Origin of the sequence: Brevibacillus laterosporus (assembly GCF_030489605.1) — a bacterium.
GTDB classification, from domain to species: Bacteria; Bacillota; Bacilli; order Brevibacillales; family Brevibacillaceae; genus Brevibacillus_B; species Brevibacillus_B laterosporus_E.
This window is the reverse complement of record NZ_JAUKFY010000004.1, coordinates 109,129-128,123: the sequence shown is the minus strand read 5'-3', so window position 1 is coordinate 128,123 and position 18,995 is coordinate 109,129. Positions and strand designations below refer to the sequence as shown.

Genomic DNA, 18,995 nt, shown 5'->3' with positions numbered 1-18,995 from the left:
TATGAAAAAAATAATTCTAACCGGAAATACAGGATGTGGGAAGACCACTTTATGCCAGCGACTTCACGGACATGTGATCGCCTATAAGAAAACACAAGCCATTGAAACCTTCGATCAAGCCATTGATACACCTGGGGAATGTATAGAAAATAGAGGTTTATACAGAATGTTGCTTGTGACAAGTGTCGATGCGGATGTCATTGGCCTTGTGCAAGATTGCACAAATGAAGATTGTTATTTTCCGCCTTCTTTTGGCTCTGTGTTTGCAAAACCAGTTATTGGTATCATTACAAAAGTGGACATTGCTAAAAATGCGGAGGATGTGAAAAAAGCCCGAGAATATTTACTAGCGGCTGGAGCTTCGACAATTTTCGAGATTTCTTCTACTGAAAACATCGGTATAGAAGAGCTGCAAAGCTATTTAAATGCTGATGAATAAGATTTGGGAAGTATTTATTTTGCTTAGACAATGAGGTGTGGTACCCATGAATGGAAAAATTGTAGTAGTCGATGATGAGCCTATTACAAGAATGGATATTCGTGAGATTTTAAAAGAAGCGAACTACAATGTGGTAGGGGAAGCTTCAGACGGTTTTGAAGCCATTGAGTTATGTAAAAAGCATTTGCCTGATCTGGTGATTATGGACATTCAGATGCCTATCCTAGATGGATTAAAAGCGGGAAAAAGAATCCTTTCAGAGCAATTAGCTGGTGGCGTCGTTTTACTGACAGCCTTTAGTGATAAAGAAAGTGTCGAAAAGGCTTCTAATATTGGTGCTTTGGGTTATCTAGTAAAACCACTTGATGAAAAGTCTTTCATTCCGATGGTGGAAGTAACTATCGCCAAGGGAAAAGAATTTCGCAAACTGGAAAAAAACTATACAAAAGTCTCTCAAAAGCTAGAAGAACGAATTGCAATTGAGAAGGCAAAAGGTATTTTGATGAAAGAAAATGGTTTTTCTGAAGAAGAAGCATATCAGACCATTCGTAAATTGAGTATGGATAAACGATGTCCTATGATTGAAATCGCTACCACAATCGTGATTTCCTATGATTAAAGAGACAATTACGCGATTGTGTAAAAAACATACTCATTTATCTGATGCTGAAATTCAGAAAATCATTGAAGTAGCTCATTCTAACGAGTTATTTGATTTGCAGGAGGGAAGGGACCTTTTTATCGATGTCCTTTCGAAAGCGACAAACGAAGCGATTGTTGTCTATCATCAAACTCATGGGATTGCACAGTCTCTCTATCAATGTCCAGTGGTTGGCGAGGTTGCATTAAGAGAAAATGAGCCTGGTGTACTCCGGACGCTAGAGACTGGAGTTATGTCAGTGGGTCTTGTTGCAAAAACCCAAGAGAATCAATTGGTTCGACAAACGGTATATCCCATTCATTTAGATGGAAAAGTCATCGCTGTGCTTATCTATGAAAAAGATGTAAGCGAAAACGTCAATGCGAACTTTAAAGTAACGAAAAATGATTCCCAATACGAAGATATAGCATCTACCGTAACAGCTATGATCCGTTTTAATGAATCCGTTATCAATCAGCTGGATGACGCTATTTTAATCTTTGATAAAGATGGATTTTTAAAACTCAAGAATAGCAAAGCGGACAAACAATATAAAAATTTGGGGTATTTAGAAGATATACAGGGTTTACATTACGATAATCTCTCTCTAGATCAAACCTTGTTTGTCGAGGTAATGAGAGAATTTGATGAAACCCGTCTGACTCAATTCCAGAAAGATGTACATGTTGCTAAGTATTTCTTTCAGGTAAAAAGATTGTTGATTGATGAGCGTGATTTACGTTTAGTTGTTATTTTGCATGACGTAACGGAAATTAAAGATAAAGAAGCTGAAATTATCTCAAAATCCGTGGCTATTCGTGAGATTCACCATCGTGTTAAAAATAATTTGCAAACCGTAGCTTCCTTACTGCGTATTCAATCTAGACAATGCGAGAGTGAAGAGGCAAAGAAATGTCTAAATGAGAGCGTTAGCAGAGTATTAGCTATCGCTGCCACGCATGAACTGCTCTCCGCACAAATAGAAGCTAACGTAGATTTGCTTGAGGTTATCGAGCTAATCGCAGCAAATATTCAACGTTGCTTCGTTAATTGTAAGAAGATTGATATACGTATTGAAGCTAATCAAAAAATTTGTATAGATAGTAATCGTACAGTTGCTATTGCTCTTATTGTCAATGAGCTGTTGCAGAATTGCTACGAGCATGCCTTCTCTGATTGTGAGGAGGGAATTGTAAGGGTTTCCCTTTGTGTCGAAGGGAAGTATGCTACCCTTGAAGTGGTGGATAATGGAAAAGGTTTCAAAGTTGATAAAAGTTCACAAGAAAGCCTAGGTTTATCTATTGTAACAAGCTATGTTAAGGATAAACTAAAAGGGAGCATGAAAATTGCTTCTAGCGAAAATGGAACATCTGTTACTTTTTCTTTCAAAATTTAATAATGATACTACAAAGACGTAGTATGAAATAAGCAAAGAGGCTTAAGGTTATATATTCTCGTTAGATGGGGATGTATGTAACTTTAAGCCTCTTTTCTTTTTTCTAACTAGCTATAAGGGGGTGACAAAATGAAAGAGGAATTGCTAAGCGTAGGTATCGATATGGGAACATCAACAACCCAAATAGTGTTTTCTAAGCTATATATTCAAAACTTGGCCTCAACGTTTTCTGTTCCACGTATCGTCATCACCAACAAAGAAGTGATATACCGTAGCGATATTTGCTTCACACCATTGCTCTCTGCAAACAGAATTGATGTTCAACAAATTAAACTGTTTGTACAGGAGCAGTATGAAAAAGCTGGCATAAAAAAAGAAGAGATTCAAACTGGCGCCGTGATTATAACCGGCGAGACGGCACGAAAAGAGAATGCGAACGAGGTATTACTTACCTTAAGCGGCTTTGCCGGTGATTTCGTTGTTGCAACAGCTGGTCCTGATCTTGAAAGCCTAATTGCTGCTAAAGGGGCAGGGGCACATACGTATTCGAAGGAGCATTCTACTTCAATTGTTAACATTGACATTGGTGGCGGTACTAGTAATTTAGCGGTATTTAGCCACGGAGAATCACAGGATACGGGTTGTTTAGATATCGGTGGACGATTGATCAAGGTAAATCCCGTGACTCATGAAATCATCTATATCGCACCTAAAATCAATATGTTGATTCAAAAAAGAGGATACGACATACAGCTAGGACAAACCGCTACACCAGAGAAGTTGCAACCAATCATCCAAGAAATGGTTTGGCTACTAGAAGAAAGTGTGGGTCTAAAAGAAAAAAGTGATTTCTATGAAACGATTCTCACTCATAGAGGTTTAAAACTAGACAAACCGATTTCATGCATTTCCTTTTCAGGTGGCGTAGCCGATTATATCTATCAGCATGAAGAGAAGGATGTGTTTCATTACGGAGATATCGGCATCCTGCTGGGAAGAGCGATTGCTGCTTCTCCACTGATGACACAAATGAAAGTTTTTCATTCTGTAGAGACAATTCGCGCAACAGTTGTTGGTGCTGGTTCTCATACGACTGAAATAAGTGGCAGTACGATCACTTATACAGATGAATCGTTTCCGATTAAAAACGTACCGATTCTAAAAGTTTCGACCGCGGACGAATCAGGAGACGAAGAGAAGCTGGCACAGGCCATTCGTGAAAAATTAGAGTGGTTCAAACTAGATAATGATTTACAAAAAGTAGCGATTGCCATTGAAGGGAAAAAGAATCCTAGCTTCCCCGAAATTCAGATATACGCTAAAGGAATACAAAAGGGGATGGCTGAGTTACTAGAAAGAGAGTATCCATTCATAGTGATTGTTCACCATGACATGGCGAAGGTACTAGGACAAACCCTGTATGCACTACTCGACTACAAAAAAGATGTTGTGTGCATCGATAGTATTCAGGTAGACAATGGCGATTACATTGACATTGGGAAACCAATTGCCGATGGAAAGGTATTACCTGTAGTGATCAAAACACTCGTATTCAACTAAGAGATGTACAAATGAGAGGAGGAGCTTTTGTGATCTTAAAGACGAAATTATTTGGTCGGATGTATCAATTTTCATCCATCATCGAAGTTCTAGCAAAAGCGAATGAAGTAAAATCTGGGGATACATTAGCCGGTGTTGCTGCTACTTCTGCTGAAGAACGCGTTGCTGCTAAGGTTGTTCTAGCCCAACTAACATTAGCCGATTTGCGTAACAACCCAGTGGTTCCTTATGAAAAGGATGAAGTAACACGCATCATCCAGGATCAAGTAAACGAAAAAATTTACGCTGAAATTAAAAACTGGACAGTTGAAGAATTGCGCGAGTGGATTCTGGATGAGAACACAAAAGAGTCTGACATCAAACGCATTTCCAGAGGTTTGACTGCTGAGATGATCGCAGCAGTAGCAAAAATCATGTCCAACCTTGACTTAATTTACGGGGCAAAAAAAATCCGCATTACTGCTCATGCGAATACAACAATTGGTCGCGCAGGAACGCTATCTGCCCGTCTACAGCCTAACCATCCTACAGATGATCCAGACGGTATTACAGCATCCTTGATGGAAGGTTTAACCTACGGTATTGGTGATGCGGTACTTGGTTTGAACCCGGTAGATGACTCCACTGAAAGCGTTGCGCGTGTCCTAAAAAGATTTGAAGAGTTTAAGCAAAAATGGGAAATTCCTACCCAAACTTGCGTATTAGCTCACGTAACGACACAAATGGATGCTATTCGTCAGGGTGCTCCTACCGATTTGATTTTCCAATCAATCGCTGGTTCTGAAAAAGGAAACGAAGCATTTGGTTTTAATGCTGCAACAATTGCAGAAGCACAGCACTTAGCTTTGCATGAAGGGACAGCTACTGGTCCAAACGTAATGTATTTTGAAACTGGACAAGGTTCCGAATTGTCTTCTGAAGCTCATCATGGAGTGGACCAAGTAACAATGGAAGCACGTTGCTATGGTTTTGCTAAGAAGTTTAGCCCATTCCTTGTAAATACAGTTGTTGGCTTCATCGGACCTGAATATCTCTACAACTCAAAACAGGTTATTCGCGCAGGTCTTGAGGATCACTTCATGGGTAAATTAACAGGTATTCCAATGGGATGCGATGCTTGTTACACCAACCATATGAAAGCGGACCAAAATGATATTGAAAACCTAGCAGTATTATTGTCGGCTGCTGGATGTAACTTCTTCATGGGTATCCCTCATGGTGACGACGTAATGTTGAACTATCAAACGACTGGATACCACGATACAGCTACATTGCGTGAGCTGTTAGGCTTGACTCCAATTAAAGAATTCGAACAATGGATGGAAAAAATGGGCTTCATTGAAAATGGAAAACTTACGAAAAAAGCCGGAGACGCTTCTGTGTTCTTAAAGTAGAGAAAGGAGGAAACAACAGTGAACGAAAAAGAACTAAAATCCATGATTGAAAGCATTCTATCTCAAATGATGGACAGCCCGAAAGAGGCAGCAGCTACACAGGATGTAGTATCACAGGAAATGGTTACTCAAGCAATTGCAGCAAGTGCTCAACAACATCAAGAGGAATCTATGATCAGTGATGAATGCCTAGACGACATCACAGAGATTGACATTAAAGGGCAGCTTTTAATTCCAGACCCTGAGGATAGAGAAGGGTATCTGAAAATGAAAGAAAGAACTCCTGCTCGTTTAGGGATTTGGAGAGCAGGCCCGCGTTACAAAACATCTACCTCCTTACGTTTCCGTGCGGACCATGCAGCGGCACAGGATGCAGTTTTCTCCTATGTACCTGAAGAATTTGTAAAAGAAATGAATTTGGTATCGATTGAAACGCTTTGCAAAGACAAAGACGAATATATCACTCGACCAGATTTAGGCCGTCAGCTATCTCCAGAAACCATCCAATATGTAAAACAGAACACAACGCAATTTGCGAAGGTTCAATTGGTTGTAGGGGATGGATTAAGCTCTGCTGCCATTGAGGCTAATCTTCGAGACATTTTACCATCCATTACTCAAGGTTTAAAAATGTATGGAATCGAATTGGGCAATATTTTATTTGTAAAACATTGCCGCGTACCGTCCATGGATGTCATCGGTGATATTACCGGAGCAGATGTTGTATGTCTGCTAGTAGGAGAGAGACCTGGTCTAGTTACAGCAGAATCAATGAGTGCTTATGTTGCTTATAAGCCAACAGTTGGTATGCCAGAAGCAAAAAGAACAGTTATCTCTAATATTCACCAAGGTGGTACACCAGCCGTAGAAGCTGGGGCTCATATTGCAGAGCTAATCAAAACCATGATTGAGAAAAAAGCTTCTGGCATTGATTTGAAATTGTAGGAAAGGGAGGAAGTCTGATGAGAAACGAGCCTATCTATGCAAAAGTATTAGGAACCAAGTTGATCTCCAACGTGAGTCCTGATATGGCTGAGAAGCTAGAATTAAAACCGCATCACAAAAGCTTGGGAATCATCACAGTTGATATTGATGATGTGACATATACAGCATTAGACGAAGCAACCAAAGCAGCCGATGTAGATGTTGTTTATGCAAAAAGTATGTATGCAGGATCAGCTAATGCATCAACCAAACTAGCTGGTGAGGTAATTGGAATCATTGCAGGTCCAAGCCCAGCGGAAGTGAAAAGTGGACTTAGCGCTGCTATCAGCTATATCGAAGACTCAGCACATTTCGTAGGTGCTAATGACGATAACTCCATTACGTATTTCGCACATTGTGTTTCCCGTACAGGTAGCTATTTGTCTCAAGTAGCTAATATAAATGAGGGCGAAGCGATTGCCTATTTGATTGCACCTCCTCTCGAAGCAATGTACGCACTTGATGCAGCGCTCAAAGCAGCCGATGTGAGCATTGGAGCTTTCTTTGGACCTCCATCTGAAACCAACTTTGGTGGTGCCTTACTAACGGGTAGTCAATCTGCATGCAGAGCAGCATGTGATGCATTTGCAGCAGCCGTTCAATTTGTGGCTGACAACCCTACCAGTTACTAAGGGATAATCCATGAAAAATCAAGCATTAGGACTTGTAGAGACAAAAGGACTCTTGGGAGCAATGGAAGCTGCTGACGCTGCTCTCAAAGCCGCAAACGTAACATTGATTGGTCTTGAAAAATTAAAAAAAGATGGTTTGATTACAGTTAAGGTCAAAGGCGATGTCGGAGCGGTACAAGCTGCTGTTGATGCGGGAAGTGCTGCTGCCAGACAACTAAACTGTCTCTTTAATAGTCTTGTCATCGCAAGACCGCATGAAGAAACAGCAAAAATCGTAACTGTTGATTTGCCAAAACAAACATCAAAACAAGCACCTAAGGTTACGCCTAAGGAATTACCTGAAAAAGACATCAAAAGTACTCCTCTTGAAGTGATTCCTGAAGAAAAAGTGCCAGAGACAGCACCTGTTGTTGATCACCTTGAAGAAGTCTCTGTTAAACCAAAGGATCATGCCCAAGAGGAAGAACAAGATCTACATCATGGGGTAATTCAAGAGCTACCACTAGAAGAAGCTACCTCCCTTGTTTCTTCTAGCAAAAAGAAAGATAAACGACTAGAAGATATGAAACTAGCGGAGTTAAGAAAAATAGCTTACAAGTTAAAATTAACAAACATTACAAAAGGGCAAGTAAAGTATGCCAAAAAGGATCAGCTTATCAAAGCAATCCAACAACATGAGGGAGAGAAGGAGTAGAAAATGGAAGTTCTAGATAAAGACCTAATGTCCATTCAAGAGGTACGTACTTTAATCAAAAAAGCAAAAGAAGCTCAAGCCAAACTAGCTTCCATGACACAAGCACAAATTGATTCCATTGTAAAAGCAATTGCGGATGCTGCTTATGAGAATCGTGAGAAGTTAGCTAAAATGGCAAACGAAGAAACAGGCTTTGGTCGTTGGCAAGATAAAGTTGTTAAAAACGCATTTGCTTCCAAGCATGTTTATGAAGAGATTAAAGACCTAAAAACTGTAGGTATCTTGAGTGAAGATAAAGAGAAGAAAACAATGGAGATCGGTGTACCTGTAGGTGTTGTAGCTGGTCTTATTCCATCAACAAATCCTACTTCTACCGTTATCTATAAAGCAATGATCGCTCTTAAAGCGGGAAATAGTATTGTATTTTCCCCACATCCAAATGCACTGCGTTGTATCTTGGAAACAGTAAAAATCATTAGTGAAGCTGCTAAAAAAGCAGGTTGCCCAGATGGTGCGATTAGCTGCATGACTGTACCAACTATCCAAGGAACAGACCAATTGATGAAACACAATGATACGGCTATGATCCTTGCTACTGGTGGTACAGCTATGGTAAAAGCGGCTTACTCCTCTGGTACACCAGCAATCGGTGTTGGACCTGGTAATGGACCAGCATTTATTGAAAGAAGTGCTAACATTCCATTAGCAGTAAAACGTATCATGGATTCTAAAACGTTTGATAACGGAACGATTTGCGCTTCTGAACAATCCGTTGTTGTAGAAAGAGACAACAAAGAGACAATTATGGCGGAGTTCAAAAAACAAGGAGCTTACTTCTTGTCCAAAGAAGAGAGCCAAAAACTTGGAAAATTCATCATGCGTGCAAATGGAACAATGAATCCTCAAATCGTAGGAAAAAGCGTTCAGCATATTGCAAAATTAGCTGACCTACAAGTTCCAGAATCAACTCGAGTTCTAATCGCTGAAGAAACAGAAGTTGGAAGCAAGGTTCCATATTCTCGTGAGAAATTGGCTCCAATCCTTGCTTTCTACACAGAAGACAACTGGAGAACAGCATTAGATCGTTGCATTGAGATTTTAAATAACGAAGGTGCTGGACACACAATGATGGTTCATACAAACAATGAAGCTATCGTTCGTGAATTCGCTTTGAAACAGCCTGTATCCCGTATCCTTGTTAATACACCAGGTACTTTAGGCGGTATTGGTGCAAGCACAGCTCTATTCCCAGCATTAACATTGGGTTGTGGAGCGGTTGGAGGAAGCTCAACTTCCGATAACGTTGGTCCATTAAACCTACTTAACATTCGCCGTGTAGGTTATGGCTTGAAGGAATTAGAAGATATTGTAGGAACAAGAGCAACTGAAGAAAAAGAACCTACTCTTGAAGCTACTAATAAAGAAGAATTGATCAGCTTGATTGTGAAACGCATTTTAGCTGAAATGTAAGACCCTGTTACGCTATAAACTTGGCTAGTTCAAGTTTACTTATAAACATGTTGCACATCATATGTACTTTTCTAAAAATCATAAATCTAAAAAGATTCTAGGAGGAATTTTATTATGGCAAACGCAAACGCATTGGGAATGGTAGAAACTAAAGGACTAGTTGGAGCTATTGAAGCAGCAGATGCAATGGTTAAAGCAGCAAACGTTACATTGATTGGTAAAGAACAAATCGGTGCAGGTCTAGTAACAGTTATGGTGCGTGGAGACGTAGGTGCAGTTAAAGCGGCAACAGACGCTGGAGCAGCAGCAGCAGAACGCGTTGGAGAATTACTATCTGTACATGTAATTCCAAGACCACATACTGAAGTAGATGCAATCTTGCCTAAAACAGCTGAATAATTATAGACGGATGGATGCAGAACTTTTTGCATCCATCTCCCTATCTACCATATTGGGGTCAGGTAAGCTTCTTGACTAGTAATTGTCAGAAGTTTTTCCGACGAGGGATGTGAACATATGGCTCTTATCACAGAAAGCGATTTGCGAAAACACTTTAAAAATCAAGAAGCTAAAGATAGCAAGATTTATGAAGTGAAAAAAGGCGTCATTCTCACGCCTTCTGCTAAAAGTTTTTTAACAGATCATCAGATAGAGCTTCGCTACTATGATGAGAATGCTACCCAACAACAGAATGCTCCTGTGCCACCAACCGAAATTTCAAATAAGCCATCTATTCGTTATGAAACGATCTATGGTGGATATCTTGAAAGTAAGCCGGAGCATATGACTCATTTATATGGAAATCTCCTTGTCTATAAAGATCATCCTCGCATCATTTTTCGTGGAAAACTAGATTCATTAGAAGCAAAAATTCTCGAAGCTCAAATCACTGGAGTAAAAGCAGGTTTGCCAAAGCTGGCAGTTGACTTGGAAGAAGTGCTTCTATTTGTACGAAATATTGTGCGCTGTGAAGTTCTTGGTGAGCGGCTAACAAATATCCAATTGCTAGATATGACATCCGATGAAATAAGAGAGCAATCGCATCATCCCAAGAAGTACTTCGGTTTAGATCATTTTAAACCGAGCTATGAAATGGGGGAGATGGTCATTGCCTTAAACTCATTGCGTACTTTCACTAGAGAAACGGAATTGTTGGCTTATCAAGCATTTAAACAAGAGCATGGAAGTGTGGAACGTGAAGACATCATTCAAGCGTTGAATCGACTTTCCTCCTTATTTTGGATATTGATGTTCCGCGTTCGTCTAGATAAATACAAAGCTTGAGGAGAGAACTATGAAAAACGATCTAATTGAAAGCATTGTAGATGAAGTAGTAAAACGTGTTAATGAAGAAATGTGTGTTCCTATTGAGGCATCCGGGAAACATGTTCATTTGAGCAGAGCTGACATTGACACTTTGTTTGGCCCAGGGTATGAGCTGACAAAAATGCGCGATTTGTCTCAGCCTGGACAATATGCTTGCAAAGAACGTGTTACGCTAATTGGTCCTAAAGGTGCTTTGCATAATGTAGTTGTACTTGGACCTGAACGTAAAGAAACGCAAGTAGAGATTGCTTTAACCGATGCTGTTGCCCTAGGTGTAAAAGGGATTATCAAAGAGAGCGGACAGCTAGAAGGAACACCAGGAATTGTAATCGCCTCAGCTACAAATATGGTTCAATTGCAAAGAGGTTTAATCGTAGCAAAACGCCATATTCATATGACTCCTGAAGATGCGAAAAAACATAATGTTGTCAATGGCGAAACGGTTCAAGTTAAGGTATTCAGCAACCGACCATTGATTTTCGATGATGTAATGATTCGTGTCAGTCCTTCTTATGCAACATTCATGCATATTGACTATGATGAAGCGAATGCGTGTGGATTTACGAAAGGTACTATGGGGAAAATTTTGAAGAAAAGTACCTAGGAGTGTGAAAAAATGAACATAGAAGCTTTAGTTGAAGCGGTTACAAAAGAGGTATATAAAAAGCTTCAAGGTATGAAGCTTTTGCAGGAACAGCCAATCAAGCGGCAAAAAGCAATCATTATGGCCAACCAAGCACACCCTGAAATTGAAGCACAAATCGAATCACACTACGATTTTCAATATTACGATGAGCAAACGAAGGATTGCGATCTCGTTATCATCCCGACTATTTGCATACAGCTGCTAGGAAATTTGGCAAATGGCATCAGTGCGGGAAGTCGTGAACGTTTTATTTTAACCATGCTTTTAAAAGGTAAAAAAGTAGTCGCTTTAGAAAATTCCATGGTTTATAAAAAATATAAACAGACGGCAAACCCGGTGTTGTTTAAGCAATACGAGGCGTTTGAAGAGAAAATCAAAGGTTTTGGCATTCAAATGGTTCAAGTATCTGACTTACTCAAAATTGATGACAAAGAACATAATCCAGAGGTTGTAAGTGCTAAGCAAGAGAGCGAGATTGAACGAGAAGAAGTAATTCAGGAAGTTATTTCCAAGAAGCTGATTACAGAATCTGATTTGAAGAAATTTCATCTGCGCCACGTGAATCAAATCATCGTGAGTAAAAACAGCATTATTACACCACTTGCAAAAGATTATATCAAAATGCAACAGATACAAGTACGGAGAAAATAACGGGGTGAACGTATGATTGTTGGAGTAGTTGTCGGCAGTCTTTGGGCTACGCGAAAAGATGAAAAGCTAAATGGTTTAACGTTCCTAGTAGTTAAACCTCATTCATATGATGAAAATACTTCAAAGGAATGCTTTGTTGCGGCGGATCATGCCGGTGCGGGTATAGGCGACACCGTTCTCGTAACAAAAGGCAGCGCAGCAAGAAGCTCTATGAAAGATCCAAACGTACCTATTGATGCAGTTATCGTGGGTATTGTAGATTCTCTGGAGATGAACGATGAGTAGTTCTATTGGCATCCTGGAATTAAGAAGTATAAGTAAGGGATATGAGACGGCTGACTTCATGCTAAAAAAATCCACTGTGGATATCCATCATATGCGTTCCATTTGCCCGGGTAAATTTCTGATCATTGTTAGTGGTGATACTGCAAATGTACAAGAGTCCATGGAGATTGCAAAAAAGGTCTCAAAGGATTTTCTTGTGAGTGAATTTATTCTAAATGGTGTTCATAACGACATCGTTAATGGTTTGAAAAAAAGCTACTCAACTGAGCCTATAAATGCCATTGGAATTTTCGAAACATCCAACGTCTCGTCTGGTATTTACGCGATAAACCTTGCCTTAAAAGGTGCCCATACCTTCTTGAAAAGAATCAACCTAGGTATGGGTATCGGAGGCAAGCTTCTCGCTGTCATTACTGGAAGTGTAAGCGATGTTGAACAAGCGATGGATATAGCTGTTTCATCCATCGATCAGAAGCGAATCGTTCATTATACCGTTATGCCATCACCAAGTGAAGAGATCAAAAAACAGTTTCGGTAAGAGCGGAGGAAGTCATGTATGGGAATAAATGAAATCATTATTTACCTAATGGTCATTTTTATGGTTCTGGGTGCGATTGATAAGTGTATTGGGAATAAATTTGGCTTAAGTCAACAATTCGAAGAGGGTATTATGGCGATGGGTTCCTTAACGCTAGCCATGGTAGGTATTATCTCTTTGTCTCCGGTATTAGCCAAAGTGCTTAGTCCGATTGTTGTACCTTTATTTGGTGCACTAGGAGCAGACCCAGCAATGTTTGCTACTACGATTTTAGCAAATGATATGGGTGGCTTTGCTTTAGCGCAAGAACTAGCGAAAGATCCAGAAGCAGGAATGTTTGCAGGGGTTATTTTAGGTGCTATGTTAGGGCCAACGATCGTTTTTACGATTCCAGTTGCTCTAGGTATTATTCGTAAAGAAGATCACAAATTCTTAGCAACAGGTGTTCTATCAGGAATTATTACAATTCCGATTGGTTGTATTGCTGGTGGACTAGTTGCTGGTTATTCAATTGGCATGATTTTAACCAATCTAGTTCCAATTATCATTTTTGCGGCTCTTATCGTACTAGGATTAGTGAAATTCCCGAATGGAATGATCAAAGGCTTTACGATCTTTGGCCAATTCATCGTTATTGTGGCAACGCTTGCATTAGCAGCTGGCATCATTGAACAACTAGTGGGTCTGACTATTATTCCAGGACTAGCTCCTATCTCAGAAGGTATTCAGATTGTTGGAGACATTTCCATTGTCTTAGCAGGAGCGTTCTGTATGGTATTTGTTATTACAAAGGTGTTTAAGAAGCCATTGCTTAAATTGGGTAAAGTACTTGGAATGAACGAAGTTGCTGCAGCAGGCATGGTTGCTACTCTCGCTAATAACATTCCGATGTTTGGAATGATGAAAGATATGGATGATAGAGGTAAAATTATTAACGTTGCCTTTGCTGTATCAGCAGGATTTGTTCTTGGTGACCATTTAGGATTCACAGCAGGTGTTGCAAAAGATATGATCTTCCCGATGATTGTAGGTAAACTAGTCGGTGGTATTACAGCAATCTTTGTAGCGATCTTCATTTCGAAAAAGATGATTGAGGGAAAAAAAGATAAAGATAATAAAACGGAGGTTGCGTAAAATGGAAAACTTAGATATTAAAGCCATTGAAGAAATTGTCCGTAAAATCATTACTGAAAAAGTAGGAGCTACCACAGCATCAGCTCCTGAAGAATTCCCAAAACATCGGGATAGTAGTGGTGTTACCTCTATACCGTTACCAGTTGTGCGTGTAGCAGAAAAAGATCGTTTGGATACTGGCAATAAAGAAGATATCGTATATTGCAAAGATCTATTTTCATTAGAAGAGAGCCCGCGCTTAGGTTGTGGAATTATGGAAATGAAAGAGACAACCTTTGATTGGACCCTTAATTATGATGAAATTGATTATGTAATAGAAGGGTACTTGGAAATCATCATTGATGGCCGCAAAGTTAGCGCAAAAGCCGGAGAAATCATTTTAATTCCAAAAGGAACCAAAATCCAATTCTCCGTGCCTGAGTTTGCTCGCTTTATGTATGTAACTTATCCAGCGGATTGGGCTACTCAAAAGTAAAGCGAATATATGTGTGAAATGCACATTAATAACATTAAAAAAATAAATTTGAGTTGATAATTAGGTTGTCGAGTAAAATCGACGGCCTTTTATTTGTTTCCAGCTATGGAAATACCGTAGAATTCATATATAATTAAATTTGGTAAATAATAAAACAATAAAGTAAATTATAAAACCATCTTGTTTATTCTTTTATTCGTTATAATTTATAGTGTAACAACTTGGTTACACTATAACTAGACAAGGGGGGTATTATAGTGAGCTTTAGTCGAAAGAATATCATCTCGTTAAGCATCGCACTAGCTGTACTGGTTATTATTCTGTTACTCCCAACACCAGAAAGCTTACCACTTGCTGGTCAAAGAACACTAGCTATCCTTGCATTCGCCGTTATTTTATGGGTTACGGAAGCGGTTACATATCCGGTTAGTGCGGCTTTAATCGTTGGGCTTATTGCTGTTTTAATCGGATTTTCGCCAACAGTTGAAGACCCAAATGTCCTGTACACAACAAAGAAAGCGCTTTCTATGGCACTGGGAGGCTTTAGCAATTCAGCAGTTGCGTTAGTGGCCGGTGCATTGTTCCTTGCTGTAGCGATGGAAATTACTGGTTTGCATAAGCGTATTGCTCTATTGGTACTATCAAAAGTAGGATCCAAATCAAACAATATCGTACTCGGAACTATTCTTGTAAGCATTGTTCTTGCTTTGTTTGTGCCTAGTGCAACAGCTAGAGCAGGTGCTATTATTCCAATCCTAATGGGAATGGTAGCCGCTTTTGGGCTGGAAAAGAATAGCCGTTTATCTGCCTTGCTGATGATTACAACAGTCCAATCCATTTCAATATGGAACATAGGGATTAAAACGGCTGCAGCGCAGAATATGGTTGCCTTGGGATTCATGGAAACCGCTTTCAATTACCATATTTCCTGGGGAGAATGGTTCATTTATGCAGCTCCATGGGCTGTTATCATGTCTGTCATCCTATACTTTGTGATGACAAAATTAATCAAACCAGAGCTTAGTGAAATACCAAACGGTCGAGAGTTAATCAAAAAACAATTGGCCGAGCTAGGAAAGCTAACTCCAAAAGAGTGGCGTTTAATGATAGTTTCTTTGCTTCTATTGTTCCTTTGGTCTACAGAGGGAGTCTTGCATGCATTGGATTCCACTACGATTACACTTGCGGCAGTTGCCATCCTTTTATGCCCTGGCATTGGGGTGTATACTTGGAAACAGGTAGAGCAAAAAGTAGGATGGGGAACGCTAATTGTATTTGCGGTGGGAATGTCTCTAGGAAACCTCTTATTAAAAACAGAGGGAGCTCAGTGGATTTCCAAAGGACTGTTTGAATCAATGGGTTTAACTGCTATGCCAGTGATTACGGTTATTATCATATTAACATTATTTAACATTTTGATTCACCTAGGATTTGCTAGTGCAACAAGCTTGGCGTCTGCGTTTATTCCAATTGTTATTGCATTGGTAACCGCAATGGAGCCTACGTTTAACAAGCCTGGTATGGTCTTAATCCAGCAGTTTGTCATTAGTTTTGGCTTCCTATTACCAGTAAGTGCACCGCAAAATATGCTTGCTTACGGTACAGGTTCCTTTACGACCAGCGACTTTGTGAAGTCGGGTGTACCTCTTACAATAGCGGGCTTTATTCTCATAATTGCATTTAGTATGACTTATTGGCAGTGGATGGGTTTACTTTAGGACGCAAAAGGTTTAAATTGTTTAATGGGATTGATCTCCTTCTATTTGAAACCGCTTCGATTAGGTATTTTCATCCAAATGGGAGTTTAATTGAAATAAAAGGAGATCAACAAACCTCAATTTCGTGCAGGTCATGATCACAACAAGACTGTAGGAGGGTTACAAATGAGTATGAATAACAAACTGCCAGCTAGCCCTTGGGCAGAATTTTATGGACCGAATCTTGGTTATGTGTTTGAGCAGTATGAGATCTATATGGAAAATCCGGAAGAAGTACCTGCAGACTTACGAAAATTGTTTGATAATTGGGGATCTCCGGTTCTTCCAGAAAATGGTCTTCATGCTCGGGAAATGACACCTGAAAGCTCCGCACCAAGAACGTTACCATTTGCAAAAATGAAGAAATTCGTTGCTGCTCTTCAGTTGGCAGATACCATCCGTGGGTTTGGACACTTAGGTGCTAATCTTTATCCTTTGGAAGCTCAAGCTCCACAAGCGGATTTGTTAAATTTGGATCAATATGGTTTGACCGAGGCTGATCTTCGAGATATTCCAGCTGAATTCATTTGCAAGCATCAGCCGGAACGTTTCGCTAATGGCTGGGAAGCGATCCAGTATTTAAAAGAAACGTACACTAGCAATATTGCCTTTGAATTTCAACATGTGGATGAGGCAGAAGAAAAAGCTTGGATTCAAAGTATGATTGAGTCTGGCGAAGTAACTAAGGAACTCTCTTTACAGAAAAAGACTGATCTTTTAAAAAGATTGAATGAGGTAGAAGGTTTTGAAAAATTTCTACACAAGCAGTTTGTAGGGGCCAAACGCTTCTCCGTAGAAGGTTTGGATGTCCTAGTCCCTGTCATTGATGAGCTCGTGGAGCACTCCGTTCAAGCAGGCACAAGCGATGTAACCATCTCAATGGCACATCGTGGTCGTTTAAACGTACTAACTCACGTGCTGGGTAAACCTTACGAAGATATTTTCAGCCAATTCCAGCACTCACCAAAAGAAAAGCTGGACAAGGCCCAGGAAGCTCATGTCGGCTGGACAGGTGATGTTAAGTATCACTTTGGAGCAGTGAAAGAGATTAAGAATGGTGATAAAACCACACGCATCACGATGGCGCACAATCCAAGTCACTTGGAAGTGTCTGGTTCTATCGTGCAGGGCTACACAAGAGCAGCTCAGGATGATCGCTCTCAAGCAGGCTATCCAAAACAGGCTGTAAACAAAGCGATGTCTATTCTTGTTCACGGTGACGCTGCCTTCCCAGGGCAAGGTGTAGTGGCAGAGACTCTAAACTACTCCGGTATCAAAGGCTATAAAACAGGTGGAACAGTGCACATCATCGCTAACAACCGTGTTGGTTTCACCACGGAAAGCGAAGATTCCAGATCCACCAGATATGCGAGCGATCTTGCCAAAGGGTACGGAATTCCCATTATTCATGTGAATGCTGATGATCCTGAAGCATGCATTGCGGCCGCAAAATTAGCCTTCGAATATCGTAGCAAATTTTACAAGGATGTACTGATTGACCTGATAGGGTATAGACGTCTTGGCCATAACGAAATGGATGAACCAATGGCGACAAATCCGATGACCTACATCGTGGTTCGTAAACATCCAACGATTACTCAAATCTACAAAGAGCGTTTAATCGAAAGAAACGAGCTGTCTAAAGAGCAAATTGAAGCGATAGAAGAAACGGTTAAACAAGCATTTGTAAAAGCTTATGAGAAAGTAAACAAAGCACATGATGACTCTGGCTTGATTCCGGATCTACCAGATGCGGTCAAAATTGGTTATCCAAAGGTTAAAACCTCTGTTGATTTGAAAAGACTGACAGAGATTAACGCGGATTTATTAAAATGGCCTGAGGGGTTCCATGTCTTTGATAAATTAGAAAAAATCTTATCCCGTCGTCAGCAGGTCTTTACGGATAACGGAAAGATTGATTGGGCACATGCAGAAGTTCTGGCATTCTCCACTATATTAGAAGACGGAACACCTATCCGTTTAAGCGGTCAAGATTCTGAACGTGGTACGTTCTCTCACCGCAATCTAGTACTACATGATTCCAAGACGGGTGAAACGTATTCTCCATTGCACAGATTGCCAGCAGCAAAAGCTTCTTTTGAGGTGCGCAACAGTCCATTGTCTGAATACGCCGTACTCGGATTCGAATATGGTTATAATGTTTTTGCTCCTGAAACGCTTGTATTGTGGGAAGCACAGTTCGGGGATTTCGCCAATACGGCTCAAGTAATATTTGACCAATATATTTCAGCAGGCCGTGCAAAATGGGGTCAGAAATCAGGTCTTGTGATGCTGCTGCCACATGGATATGAAGGTCAAGGACCTGAACACTCCAGTGCGAGACTGGAACGTTTCTTACAGCTTTCTGCGGAAAACAACTGGACAGTAGCTAATCTTTCTTCTTCTGCTCAGTATTTCCATATCTTAAGAAGACAGGCTGCCATGTTAAAAAAAGACGAGGTAAGACCATTGGTGATTATGTCACCGAAGAGCTTGCTGCGTAATCCTTCTGCGGGATCAGCTATTGATGAATTCACCAACGGGGAGTTTAAAACGGTTATCGAGCAGCCAGGTTTGGGACAAAAACCTGAAGCAGTAGATCGTCTGGTATTCTGCACAGGAAGAATGGCTGTTGATTTGTCCGATCAGGTAGCGGACGTCGGAAAATTTGATTGGTTGCAAATTGTTCGAGTTGAGGAACTATACCCGTTCCCAACAGAAAAAATCAACGAGATCATTGGAAAATACAAAAACCTGCGTGAAATTGTTTGGACACAGGAAGAGCCAAGAAACATGGGAGCATGGACTTTTGTTGAACCACGTTTAAAAGCACTAGCACCAAAAGGAGTAAATGTATCCTACAACGGACGCATGAGACGCTCAAGTCCGTCAGAAGGAGATCCAGTTGCTCATAAAAAAGAACAACAACGTATTCTTGCACAAAGTGTTACTAGAAACTTGGTAAGGGTGTGAT

19 protein-coding genes are annotated in these 18,995 nt (G+C 40.3%); all 19 read left to right on the top strand.

What is annotated here, in order from left to right; translation table 11 throughout:
* Position 1: 1 nt before the first annotated feature.
* The 19 genes from QZ995_RS05930 to QZ995_RS05840 all read left to right on the top strand — a co-directional run bounded on the left by QZ995_RS05930 (position 2) and on the right by QZ995_RS05840 (position 18,994).
* A complete protein-coding gene (locus QZ995_RS05930; protein ID WP_031415393.1) occupies positions 2-439 on the top strand; it encodes a EutP/PduV family microcompartment system protein in 438 nt (145 codons plus the stop codon).
* A gap of 46 nt (positions 440-485) precedes the next feature.
* Positions 486-1,058, top strand: coding sequence for an ANTAR domain-containing response regulator (locus QZ995_RS05925; protein WP_301804326.1), 573 nt, complete (start codon positions 486-488; stop codon positions 1,056-1,058).
* On the top strand, positions 1,054-2,475 hold the full coding sequence (locus tag QZ995_RS05920) for a sensor histidine kinase (protein ID WP_301804855.1): 1,422 nt from the start codon (positions 1,054-1,056) through the stop codon (positions 2,473-2,475). The genes QZ995_RS05925 and QZ995_RS05920 overlap by 5 nt, the downstream gene beginning before the upstream one ends.
* A 129-nt stretch (positions 2,476-2,604) precedes the next feature.
* Positions 2,605-4,035, top strand: a complete 1,431-nt coding sequence (gene eutA, locus QZ995_RS05915) for an ethanolamine ammonia-lyase reactivating factor EutA (protein WP_301804325.1) — start codon at positions 2,605-2,607, stop codon at positions 4,033-4,035.
* Positions 4,036-4,064: 29 nt separating this feature from the next.
* On the top strand, positions 4,065-5,429 hold the full coding sequence (locus QZ995_RS05910; RefSeq protein WP_301804320.1) for an ethanolamine ammonia-lyase subunit EutB: 1,365 nt from the start codon (positions 4,065-4,067) through the stop codon (positions 5,427-5,429).
* 171 nt (positions 5,430-5,600) lie between these two features.
* Entirely contained in the window at positions 5,601-6,374 is a 774-nt protein-coding gene (gene eutC / locus QZ995_RS05905; protein WP_369799677.1) for an ethanolamine ammonia-lyase subunit EutC, read from the top strand.
* Positions 6,375-6,391: 17 nt separating this feature from the next.
* A complete protein-coding gene (gene eutL / locus QZ995_RS05900; protein WP_301804319.1) occupies positions 6,392-7,045 on the top strand; it encodes an ethanolamine utilization microcompartment protein EutL in 654 nt (217 codons plus the stop codon).
* 10 nt (positions 7,046-7,055) lie between these two features.
* Positions 7,056-7,739 carry a BMC domain-containing protein gene (locus QZ995_RS05895; protein ID WP_301804318.1) on the top strand — a complete coding sequence of 228 codons (684 nt, stop codon included), beginning with the start codon at positions 7,056-7,058 and terminating at the stop codon, positions 7,737-7,739.
* A gap of 3 nt (positions 7,740-7,742) precedes the next feature.
* Positions 7,743-9,209, top strand: a complete 1,467-nt coding sequence (locus tag QZ995_RS05890) for an acetaldehyde dehydrogenase (acetylating) (protein WP_301804317.1) — start codon at positions 7,743-7,745, stop codon at positions 9,207-9,209.
* Between the two features lie 114 nt (positions 9,210-9,323).
* Positions 9,324-9,608 (top strand): propanediol utilization microcompartment protein PduA, encoded by a 285-nt coding sequence (gene pduA / locus QZ995_RS05885; RefSeq protein ID WP_003336180.1) that lies wholly within the window; start codon positions 9,324-9,326, stop codon positions 9,606-9,608.
* A 117-nt stretch (positions 9,609-9,725) separates the two neighbouring features.
* Entirely contained in the window at positions 9,726-10,493 is a 768-nt protein-coding gene (locus QZ995_RS05880) for a cobalamin adenosyltransferase (protein WP_064017592.1), read from the top strand.
* A gap of 10 nt (positions 10,494-10,503) precedes the next feature.
* Positions 10,504-11,139, top strand: a complete 636-nt coding sequence (gene eutD, locus QZ995_RS05875) for an ethanolamine utilization phosphate acetyltransferase EutD (protein ID WP_031415383.1) — start codon at positions 10,504-10,506, stop codon at positions 11,137-11,139.
* A 12-nt stretch (positions 11,140-11,151) separates the two neighbouring features.
* Positions 11,152-11,832: an ethanolamine utilization protein gene (locus QZ995_RS05870; protein ID WP_301804312.1), complete on the top strand. Its 681-nt coding sequence runs from the start codon at positions 11,152-11,154 to the stop codon at positions 11,830-11,832.
* Between the two features lie 12 nt (positions 11,833-11,844).
* Entirely contained in the window at positions 11,845-12,117 is a 273-nt protein-coding gene (locus tag QZ995_RS05865) for a EutN/CcmL family microcompartment protein (protein ID WP_301804310.1), read from the top strand.
* Positions 12,110-12,655: a BMC domain-containing protein gene (locus QZ995_RS05860; RefSeq protein ID WP_003336185.1), complete on the top strand. Its 546-nt coding sequence runs from the start codon at positions 12,110-12,112 to the stop codon at positions 12,653-12,655. Before QZ995_RS05865 ends, QZ995_RS05860 begins: the two co-directional genes overlap by 8 nt.
* A gap of 18 nt (positions 12,656-12,673) precedes the next feature.
* Positions 12,674-13,789 carry an ethanolamine utilization protein EutH gene (gene eutH / locus QZ995_RS05855; protein ID WP_301804301.1) on the top strand — a complete coding sequence of 372 codons (1,116 nt, stop codon included), beginning with the start codon at positions 12,674-12,676 and terminating at the stop codon, positions 13,787-13,789.
* A gap of 1 nt (position 13,790) precedes the next feature.
* Entirely contained in the window at positions 13,791-14,264 is a 474-nt protein-coding gene (locus QZ995_RS05850) for a cupin domain-containing protein (protein ID WP_301804298.1), read from the top strand.
* 257 nt (positions 14,265-14,521) lie between these two features.
* Positions 14,522-15,982 (top strand): DASS family sodium-coupled anion symporter, encoded by a 1,461-nt coding sequence (locus QZ995_RS05845; protein WP_301804295.1) that lies wholly within the window; start codon positions 14,522-14,524, stop codon positions 15,980-15,982.
* 165 nt (positions 15,983-16,147) lie between these two features.
* Positions 16,148-18,994, top strand: coding sequence for a 2-oxoglutarate dehydrogenase E1 component (locus tag QZ995_RS05840; RefSeq protein ID WP_301804292.1), 2,847 nt, complete (start codon positions 16,148-16,150; stop codon positions 18,992-18,994).
* The last annotated feature ends 1 nt before the right edge of the window (position 18,995 follow it).